Source organism: Staphylococcus sp. McC-251-APC-3A2 (assembly GCF_009695665.1).
GTDB classification, from domain to species: Bacteria; Bacillota; Bacilli; order Staphylococcales; family Staphylococcaceae; genus Staphylococcus; species Staphylococcus cohnii.
Genome location: NZ_VUNO01000004.1, coordinates 229,189 through 239,488 on the forward strand (window position 1 = coordinate 229,189; position 10,300 = coordinate 239,488).

A 10,300-nucleotide genomic window follows, 5' to 3' on the forward strand; every position below is an offset into this window, starting at 1 on the left:
ATGGGAGAATTCAAAGGATTTATGAATTATGATAAACAACCTTTGCATGAATTGTCTTTAGTAGAACGTTTGAAAGGACACGCACCCTTTCAGCAAAGGTTTACAAAAGAAGAAGCCTCGGAACAAGGTGCGAGATGCATGGATTGTGGCACACCTTTTTGTCAAACAGGTGAACCATATGGTAGAGAAACAATTGGTTGTCCCATTGGGAACTATATTCCAGAATGGAATGATTTAGTGTACCAAAAAGACTTCGAAACGGCATATAAACGCTTGAATGAAACGAATAACTTCCCGGAATTTACTGGACGTGTATGTCCGGCTCCGTGTGAACAATCGTGTGTGATGAAGATAAATAGAGAATCTGTTGCGATTAAAGGTATTGAACGTACTATTATTGATGAAGCTTTTGAAAATGGCTGGGTTAAACCAACGATTCCCAATGAGCGTAAAGCAGCATCAGTAGCTATAGTAGGAAGCGGCCCAGCTGGTTTAACGGCTGCAGATGAATTAAACAAATTAGGTTATCGCCTAACTGTATATGAACGTGCACATGAAGCAGGTGGATTATTAATGTATGGTATACCTAATATGAAATTAGATAAAGACGTAGTGCGACGTAGAATCAAACTAATGGAACAATCTGGTATCACCTTTATCACTGATACGGAAATAGGGATAGATGTCAGTAAAGAAAGTTTAGAGGAACAATTCGATGCCATTATTATTTGTACAGGTTCGCAAAACGCACGTGATTTACCATTAGAAGGTCGAATGGGCATGGGTATTCACTTTGCTATGGATTACTTAACAGAACAGGGCGAGTATTTAAATGGTGAAATTGAAAAGCCGTCAATATCTGCAGAAGGGAAAAACGTAATTGTCATTGGTGCTGGTGACACAGGTGCAGACTGTGTAGCGACTGCACTGAGAGAAAATTGTAAATCTATCGTTCAATTTAACAAATACACAAAACAACCTGAAGCTATCGAATTTGACGAAAATACGTATTGGCCATTAGCCATGCCTGTATTCAAAATGGATTATGCTCATAATGAATATGAGGCGCGTTTTGGTTTTGAACCACGTGCATATGGTGTTCAAACAATGCGTTACGAAGTTGATCGTATTGGTAATGTAACAGGTGTTTATACACAAATACTTGAAGAAACAGAGGATGGTATGGTTGTTGTCGATGGTACAGAACGTCATTGGCCAGCTGACTTGGTATTGTTATCAATAGGATTTATTGGTACTGAAACCACTGTGCCACATGCGTTTAATATACAAACTGAGAGAAATAAAATTGTTGCAGATAACAAAAATTTCAAAACGAATCAATCAAATATTTTTGCGGCAGGCGACGCAAGAAGAGGTCAAAGTCTTGTTGTTTGGGCAATTCAAGAAGGTAGAGCAGTCGCTAATGCTGTTGACGAATACCTAACTGAAAAAACATTGGTGTAACATTTTAATTATAATTGACTTTTTTAATGGGCTATAATATTATAATTATTGTGTTCATTTGGAGGAATACCCAAGTCCGGCTGAAGGGATCGGTCTTGAAAACCGACAGGGGCTTAACGGCCCGCGGGGGTTCGAATCCCTCTTCCTCCGCCATTATCATTAAATACCAAGACTAATAAATAATATAGTAGGCAAACGTTTATTTAATATAAAGTGTTTGTCTTTTTTTGTTGTTTACGATCAATGATAGAAAAAGACGGGTGCTTTACATAGTTTTTGTTATTGTTTGTGACATATATCATTAAACTTATTGCTGTGATTACGCCAAACACAAAATAATATATATTTTTATTGAAGAAGGTCATCAAGTAGAGATAGGAAATTAATGTCTACTTGATGACCTTTTTTAAGAAACTGAATGAAAGCCTTTACAAAACTTGTCTATACAAGTTATAATCTGGATAATATTAAAGGTTAAGGGAGTGAATCATCATGGCTGTTAAAAAGAAAGATGTTCAAGATATAGTCGAAGCTATTGGGGGCAGAGAAAACTTGGACACAGCAACACACTGTGTGACGCGTTTGCGACTTGTTTTGAAAGATGATGATAAGGTCGATAAAGATCGACTGAGTAACAATGATTTAGTTAAGGGACAATTCAAAGCTGATAATCAATATCAAATTGTTATTGGACCAGGTACTGTAGATGAAGTTTATAAACAATTTATTGAGGAAACCGGGGCTGAAAGTGCCTCTAAAGATGATGCGAAAGCAGCCGCAGCTAAAAAAGGGAATCCTATACAAAGATTGGTTAAGTTATTGGGAGATATCTTTATACCAATTTTACCGGCTATCGTAACTGCTGGTTTACTATTAGGGATTTATAATGTATTAACAATGGAAGACTTGTTTGGGAAGCAAGCATTGGTGGCACAATATCCACAATTAGGGGACTTTGCAGATATTATTAATGTTATTGCAAACACTGCCTTTATTTTCTTGCCAGCTTTAATTGGTTGGAGTAGTATGCGTGTGTTTGGTGGGAGTCAAATACTCGGTTTGGTATTAGGTCTAATTTTAATGAACCCACAACTCGCTTCACAATATGATATTGGGAAAGGTAATATTCCAGCATGGCATATCTTTGGTTTAGAAATTAAACAACTGAACTATCAAGGTCAAGTATTACCAATCTTATTAGCATCATATGTATTAGCACAAATTGAAAAGTTCTTAAGTAAATATGTGCATGATTCAATCAAAATGTTAGTCGTTGGTCCAGTTGCCTTATTAATCACTGGTTTCTTAGCGTTTATCGTTATAGGTCCAATTGCCTTATGGTTAGGAACAGGGATTACAAATGGTGTGACATTTGTCTTTGAACATATCGGCTGGTTAGGTGGCGCAATTTATGGTTTCTTTTACGCACCTCTAGTTATTACAGGCTTACACCATATGTTCTTAGCGGTTGATTTCCAACTGATGGGAAGCAGTCTTGAAGGGACGTACTTGTGGCCAATCTTAGCAATTTCAAATATCTGTCAAGGTTCAGCTGCATTTGGTGCATGGTTCGTCTATAAACGACGCAAAATGGCCAAAGAACAAGGCTTGGCAATGACTTCTGGTGTATCAGGATTCTTAGGGGTTACTGAACCAGCATTGTTTGGTGTAAACTTACCGTTGAAATATCCTTTTGTTGCAGCGATTTTAACTTCGGGTGTTATAGGCGCTATCATAGGTGCAATTGGTGTCTTAGGTAATGTTGGCGTTGGCGGTGTGCCAGCCATCATTTCTATTAAAAAAGATTTTTGGTTAATTTACGGAATAGGTACCGTTCTAGCAATGGTAGTACCAGCGATATTAACTGTTATCTTCTCGAAGTTCAGTAAAGAAGAAGCAAAAGAAATAGTAGAAGAATAGTTAATTCGAATAGATAAGTACAACTAAACTCGCTAAGTTTGATTAGCGAGTTTCTTAATTTAAAATACAAAGATAAGGTGGTAATAATATGGTAGTCAATGATTGGAGAAAATCGGTAGTTTATCAAATTTATCCTAAGTCATTCAATGATACGACGGGTAATGGTGAAGGTGATTTAAATGGCATAATTGAAAAGTTAGACTATCTACAATATCTAGGTGTGGATTATATTTGGTTAACACCTATTTATGAATCACCTATGAATGATAATGGTTATGACATTAGCGATTATTATAAAGTGAATGAACAATTTGGCACGATTGAAGATTTAAAAACATTGATTGCTGAAGCACATCAACGTGACTTAAAAATAATGATGGATATCGTCATTAATCATACATCTACAGAACATGAATGGTTTAAACAAGCATATTCAGATAAAAGCAACCCATATAGAGACTACTATTTCTTTAGGAGATCAGCAGATAATCAACCACCGACAAATTGGGAATCAAAGTTTGGTGGTAATGCTTGGAAATACGATGACAAAACAGATGAATATTATCTTCACTTATTTGACGTAACACAGGCAGATTTGAATTGGGATAACCCTGAAGTGCGTCGTGAACTCTATAAAGTGATTAATTATTGGATTGATTTTGGTGTAGACGGTTTTAGATTCGATGTAATTAATTTAATATCAAAAGGTGAATTTAAAAATTCAGAAAAGATAGGAAAAGAATTTTACACTGATGGACCACGTGTGCATGAATACTTACACGAAATGAATCAACAGACATTTGGAGTTAAAGATATGATGACAGTGGGCGAAATGTCTTCGACAACGATTGAAAATTGTATTCAATATACGGATCCCGAACGTCAAGAACTAAGTAGTGTGTTTAATTTTCATCATTTAAAAGTAGATTATATTAATGGAGAAAAGTGGACAAACGCAAAGTTAGACTTTCATAAATTAAAAGAAATATTAATGGAATGGCAAATAGGTATTTATAACGGTGGCGGATGGAATGCTATTTTTTGGTGTAATCATGATCAACCACGTGTAGTAACACGATTCGGTGATGATTCGACGGAGGTTTTACGTCAAAGTAGTGCTAAAATGCTAGCCATCGCTTTGCACATGCTTCAAGGCACACCATATATTTACCAAGGTGAAGAAATTGGTATGACAGACCCTCACTTCAATGATATCGACCAGTATAGAGATATAGAATCTCTAAATGCATATAAAAAGTTAAAAGCTGAAGGTTATCCAGAAACAGAGATTTTAACGATATTAGGACAAAAATCTCGTGATAACTCTCGTACACCTGTACAGTGGACAAGCGGTGAAAATGCAGGTTTTACTTCAGGCACACCTTGGATTGATATTCCTAACAACTATAAGGAAATCAATGTTGAAGCAGCCATAGAAGACGATCAATCCATTTTGCAAACATATAGAAAATTGATAAAGCTACGTCACGAACATGATATTATAACTTATGGGAATATTGAGCCACTTTACATGGACCACGATGAATTATTTGTTTATAAGCGTCATTATAAGGATGAAACATGGTTAGTGATTGCTAACTTTTCAAAAGAAAAAGTTGAAATACCACAAGACTTAAAAGTTGAAGGAGAAGTAATGTTACAAAATGGCTCGATTGTAAATGGTTTAATAGACGGATTTGGTGCCATCGTAGTTAGACAATAATTTAAATTAAAAGGCAGTGAGTGAAATCACATGAAACAGAAAAAATTTATTGCGATTTATGAAAATTTACGCACAGACATCATCGAATCAAAGCTACCATATGGTGCTCAATTGCCATCAGAAAACGAATTGGTATTCGATTACAATGCCTCTCGTGAAACTGTGCGCAAAGCGCTTAATCTACTTGTTAGAGACGGTATGATTCAGAAAATTAAAGGTAAAGGATCAGTTGTAATCTATCAAGGTGTTACAGAATTCCCGTTTGCGAATTTAACGAGTTTCAGGGAAGTTCAACAAGGATTAGGTCTGAGTCATGAGACTGAAGTTAGATTATTAGAACGCATACCTGCCAGCGAAGTGCCTGAAGTAAAAAACGCTTTGGATTTGCGGCAGAGTGAAACATTGTGGCACATTATTCGAACGCGAAAAATTGATCGTCGCGTAAAAATTATTGATGAAGATTATTTAGTAGAAAAAATTGTTCCTGATATAACAATGAACATTGCTAAAGATTCGCTGTATCATTATATAGAAAAAACGCTGAAGTTAGAAATTAGCTACTCTAATAAATCTATCACCTTTGAATCATTTGGTAATTTAGAACGTGAAATATTTGGAGATATAACACCACCATACACTGCAACGGTCCGAGGTATCGTCCATTTAAAGGATACGACAAAGTTTCAATATAACATTTCCAAACATTTAGCCACGGAGTTTAAGTTTAATGATTTTTCGAGACGTCACAAAATTTAATGAAATAAGTTATAAAATAATGAATTGTATGACTTGCAATCAGTCATTACCTTATAGTATGATATATCTTGCCGTGCTAGGTGGGGAGGTAGCGGTTCCCTGTACTCGAAATCCGCTTATGCGAGACTGAATTCCTTCGCTAAGGCTACGTTTTTGTGAAGTCTGCCCAAAGCACGTAGTGTTTGAAGATTTCGGTCCTATGCAATATGAACCCATGAACCATGTCAGGTCCTGACGGAAGCAGCATTAAGTGGATCATCGTATGTGCCGTAGGATTGCCGAGATTTAGCTGTCGACTTTGGTTACGTTTATGATACGTATTCGAAGCGAAGGTGCACGGTTTTAATTTTTAAACTAAATACAATTAACCATATATTATGAGTGACTTATCTTTTGATAGCAGTCACTCTTTTTTTATATTAAAATAATAGCGATACATTAATTTAATTGATTGAACTGTAACGATAGCATTCTGATTGTAACTGCCCAAAATTGAATTTAGTGAATTTGGAGGAACGACATATGCAAATTTATTTAAGTACATTAACTGAAAATGACTATGACGCAAGTTTAGACGAAATAAAAACTGCTTTTGAAAACGTCGCAGAGTCCAACCATGATGAACAAGATTTAGTTTTGAAAATTAGAGCATCTACAGAATATAATTCCGAATTGGAAGTTGTTGCGAAGACAGATGAAGGTGATGTCATTGGCCATGCAATGCTTTCAGAAATAGAGATTATTAACGATGAAACACGCTATACGGCGTTAGCGTTAGCACCTTTATCTGTATTGCCAGAATATAGAAGTAAAGGTATAGGTAAAGCGCTTGTTCAAGCTGTGGAAGAACGCGCAAAAGCGCAAGATTATACGACTATTATTGTACTTGGAGATCCTGAATATTATGGTATGTTAGGTTATGAAGAGGCAAGCCACTATCAAATTTATAGCCCGTTTGATGTACCATCGAAATATTTTATGGTTAAATTCTTGTGGGAACAACTTGCAGAGCAACCAAATGGTAATGTAGTTTATCCAGAGGCATTTAATTAATATTCAAAATATAAAGCACAGTGATATAATAGTTGTTGAATGTAATTGGAGGTGTGAAGGTGAATTATCAAGCTTTATATAGAATGTTCCGGCCACAGAGTTTTGAAGATGTAGTAGGCCAGGAACATGTAACTAAAACATTGCGCAATGCAATTTCAAAAGGCAAACAATCACATGCGTATATTTTTAGCGGGCCGAGAGGGACAGGCAAAACAAGTATCGCAAAAGTATTCGCGAAAGCTATTAATTGTCTCGAACGTTCCGATGGAGAACCTTGTAATGAATGTGCTATTTGTACAGGGATTACGCGAGGAACGAATTCAGATGTGATTGAAATAGATGCTGCTAGTAATAATGGTGTGGATGAAATTAGAAATATCAGAGATAAAGTTAAATACGCACCAAGTGAATCAAAATTCAAAGTATACATTATAGATGAAGTTCATATGTTAACAACAGGTGCTTTCAATGCATTGTTGAAAACTTTAGAAGAACCACCAGCACATGCAATTTTTATATTGGCGACTACAGAACCACATAAAATACCTCCGACAATTATTTCAAGAGCGCAAAGATTTGATTTCAAAGCAATTAGTCACGATGAAATTGTAGAACGTTTGCAATTCGTAGCAGACGCTCAAGATATAGAATATGATAATGCTGCCTTAGATTTTATTGCCAAAGCATCTGAAGGTGGTATGCGAGACGCGTTAAGTATTATGGACCAAGCAATTGCTTTTGGTGATGATCATCTTACATTGCAAGACGCGTTGAATGTAACTGGTAGCGTAGATGCTCAAGCATTGAATGATTTACTAAAAGAGATAGTTGAAGGATATGTAAAAACTGCATTTTCAACTTATCACCAATTTATTGCACAAGGTAAAGAAGTAAATCGTCTGATTAATGATATGATTTATTTTGTGAGAGATACCATTATGAATAAGACATCTAATATAGAATCTGAATATGATGCACTGATGCATTTTGACTTAGAAACTTTGTATAAAATGATTGATGTGATTAATGATACGCTTGTTTCAATCAGATTTAGTGTCAATCAAAGTGTGCATTTTGAAGTATTATTAGTTAAAATAGCAGAAATGATTAAAGGCGAATCAGAAAATGTGCAAACTGTTGCTACAACGAGCGTAGCCAGTGAACCTAATAATGAAGTATTGTTACAGCGAATGGAACAGTTAGAAAATGAACTGAAAACATTAAAATCACAAGGTGTCGTAACTAATAATGCAAAACCGCAAGCTAAAAAAACAGCTAGTAAAGGCACGCAATCGAAAAATGCGTTTTCAATGCAACAAATTGCCAAAGTATTAGATAAAGCTAACAAAGAAGATATTAAACAGCTTAAAGACCACTGGCAAGAGGTTATAGATCACGCTAAAAGTAATGATATGAAATCATTAGTAAGCTTACTTCAAAATTCAGAACCAGTGGCAGCTAGTGAAACACATGTACTGATTAAATTCGAAGAAGAAATACACTGTGAGATTGTAAATAAAGATGATGAAAAAAGAGAGAATATTGAGAACGTAGTATGTAATATTATAGATAAAACAGTTAAAGTAGTGGGCGTGCCAGCAGATCAGTGGATGAGAGTAAGAACAGAATATCTTCAAAACCGCAAACAAAGTACGAGTGCGGAAGAAAACAGAACAGCGACAACAGCGTCTCCTGAAGAAGTCGACGTCGTTCAAAAGGCTAAAGACCTATTTGGAGAAAACACAGTAAATGTAATTGATGAAGAGTGATACATGACAATGAATTAAAAGGCATGTATAATGAGACAAAAGATGAATTACAATCAGATGAGATTGAAGTTTTTAAGGAGGATAAATATATGCGCGGTGGCGGAAATATGCAACAAATGATGAAACAAATGCAGAAAATGCAAAAGAAAATGAATGAAGAACAAGAAAAATTAAAAGAAGAAAAAGTACAAGGTACAGCTGGTGGTGGCATGGTAACTGTCACAGTATCAGGTCATAAAGAAGTTCTCGATGTAGAAATCAAAGAAGAAGCAGTTGATCCAGATGACATTGAAATGTTACAAGACTTAGTTATTGCTGCTACTAACGAAGCGATGAATAAAGCTGATGAACTTACTCAAGAACGTTTAGGTAAGCATACACAAGGCTTAAATATCCCTGGAATGTGATTGTATGCACTATCCAGAACCAATATCCAAACTTATCGACAGTTTCATGAAACTGCCAGGCATTGGGCCGAAGACAGCTCAACGTCTGGCGTTTCATGTATTAGATATGAAAGAAGACGATGTCGTTCAATTTGCTAAAGCTTTAGTAGATGTAAAACGAGAACTTACCTATTGTAGTGAGTGTGGGCATATTACTGAGCAAGATCCATGCTATATTTGCCAAGATAAACAGAGAGATCGTTCAATTATTTGTGTGGTTGAGGACGATAAAGATGTTATCGCTATGGAAAAAATGCGTGAATATAAAGGCTTGTACCATGTATTACATGGTTCTATATCTCCGATGGATGGCATAGGACCAGAAGATATTAATATTCCAAGTTTAATCAATCGCTTAAAAAATGATGAAGTAAAAGAGCTCATCTTAGCAATGAACCCTAATTTGGAAGGCGAGTCAACGGCGATGTATATATCGAGACTAGTTAAACCAATAGGTTTAACAGTAACTCGATTAGCGCAAGGACTTTCTGTTGGTGGAGATTTAGAATACGCGGATGAAGTGACATTATCAAAAGCGATTATGGGCAGAACAGAGATGTAATAAGTGTTCAATTATAAATAAAATGAAACCAAGCTACCTTTTTTTAAGGTAGCTTTAAATTTTTGAAAAGAAATTTAATAAACAGTAAAGTTTGTTTTATAGAGTTATTCAAACTATTTATCAATGTCAAAAATCACGAGATGAAGATAAAAACGAACGATACAAACCATTGGAAATAAAAAGTATGTAAAATGAAGAAAGATCACATTTGATCATGAAGAAAAGTGTAAATTTTACTGTTGTTCAAAGCGTTTTAAGCGTGTATAGTATTTACTTGTCGGACGAAACAAAACGACACACACAATGATATTTCAAAACAAGCTTTCAAATTAATTTTAAAAAGTTCTTGACTTTCAAAGTTAAAACCTGTAGAATTAATTCTTGTGATTGAAACAAATGAACATTGAAAACTGAATTGCAATATGTCAACGTTAATTCCGATTTCAACATTAAATGTTGAATCAAAACAACGTGTTATTAATAACACAAATTAGTATTTTATGAGCTAATCAAACATCATATTTTTATGGAGAGTTTGATCCTGGCTCAGGATGAACGCTGGCGGCGTGCCTAATACATGCAAGTCGAGCGAACAGATAAGGAGCTT

The 10,300-nt window shown here is 35.4% G+C and carries 8 protein-coding genes, 1 tRNA gene, 1 rRNA gene and 1 other RNA gene; all 11 read left to right on the top strand.

Going from position 1 to position 10,300, the window contains the following annotated elements:
* The gene (locus FYJ81_RS10185) at positions 1 to 1,464 is read left to right on the top strand and encodes a glutamate synthase subunit beta (protein ID WP_154409615.1); all 1,464 of its coding nucleotides are present in this window, start codon (positions 1 to 3) and stop codon (positions 1,462 to 1,464) included.
* Positions 1,465 to 1,524: 60 nt separating this feature from the next.
* Positions 1,525 to 1,617: transfer RNA gene (locus tag FYJ81_RS10190), tRNA-Ser, on the top strand.
* A gap of 339 nt (positions 1,618 to 1,956) precedes the next feature.
* On the top strand, positions 1,957 to 3,384 hold the full coding sequence (gene treP, locus FYJ81_RS10195) for a PTS system trehalose-specific EIIBC component (RefSeq protein ID WP_107383741.1): 1,428 nt from the start codon (positions 1,957 to 1,959) through the stop codon (positions 3,382 to 3,384).
* 88 nt (positions 3,385 to 3,472) lie between these two features.
* Entirely contained in the window at positions 3,473 to 5,107 is a 1,635-nt protein-coding gene (gene treC, locus FYJ81_RS10200; RefSeq protein ID WP_107385688.1) for an alpha,alpha-phosphotrehalase, read from the top strand.
* 30 nt (positions 5,108 to 5,137) lie between these two features.
* On the top strand, positions 5,138 to 5,863 hold the full coding sequence (treR, locus tag FYJ81_RS10205; protein WP_154409616.1) for a trehalose operon repressor: 726 nt from the start codon (positions 5,138 to 5,140) through the stop codon (positions 5,861 to 5,863).
* A 71-nt stretch (positions 5,864 to 5,934) separates the two neighbouring features.
* Positions 5,935 to 6,203, top strand: an RNA gene (ffs, locus tag FYJ81_RS10210) — signal recognition particle sRNA large type.
* 182 nt (positions 6,204 to 6,385) lie between these two features.
* Positions 6,386 to 6,916 carry a GNAT family N-acetyltransferase gene (locus FYJ81_RS10215; RefSeq protein WP_107504966.1) on the top strand — a complete coding sequence of 177 codons (531 nt, stop codon included), beginning with the start codon at positions 6,386 to 6,388 and terminating at the stop codon, positions 6,914 to 6,916.
* A 59-nt stretch (positions 6,917 to 6,975) separates the two neighbouring features.
* Positions 6,976 to 8,685, top strand: a complete 1,710-nt coding sequence (gene dnaX / locus FYJ81_RS10220) for a DNA polymerase III subunit gamma/tau (protein ID WP_326752232.1) — start codon at positions 6,976 to 6,978, stop codon at positions 8,683 to 8,685.
* Between the two features lie 89 nt (positions 8,686 to 8,774).
* Positions 8,775 to 9,092 (top strand): YbaB/EbfC family nucleoid-associated protein, encoded by a 318-nt coding sequence (locus tag FYJ81_RS10225; protein ID WP_026034724.1) that lies wholly within the window; start codon positions 8,775 to 8,777, stop codon positions 9,090 to 9,092.
* 4 nt (positions 9,093 to 9,096) lie between these two features.
* Positions 9,097 to 9,693: a recombination mediator RecR gene (gene recR, locus FYJ81_RS10230; RefSeq protein ID WP_046206986.1), complete on the top strand. Its 597-nt coding sequence runs from the start codon at positions 9,097 to 9,099 to the stop codon at positions 9,691 to 9,693.
* A 523-nt stretch (positions 9,694 to 10,216) separates the two neighbouring features.
* Positions 10,217 to 10,300 (top strand): 16S ribosomal RNA (locus FYJ81_RS10235); the annotation flags it as partial.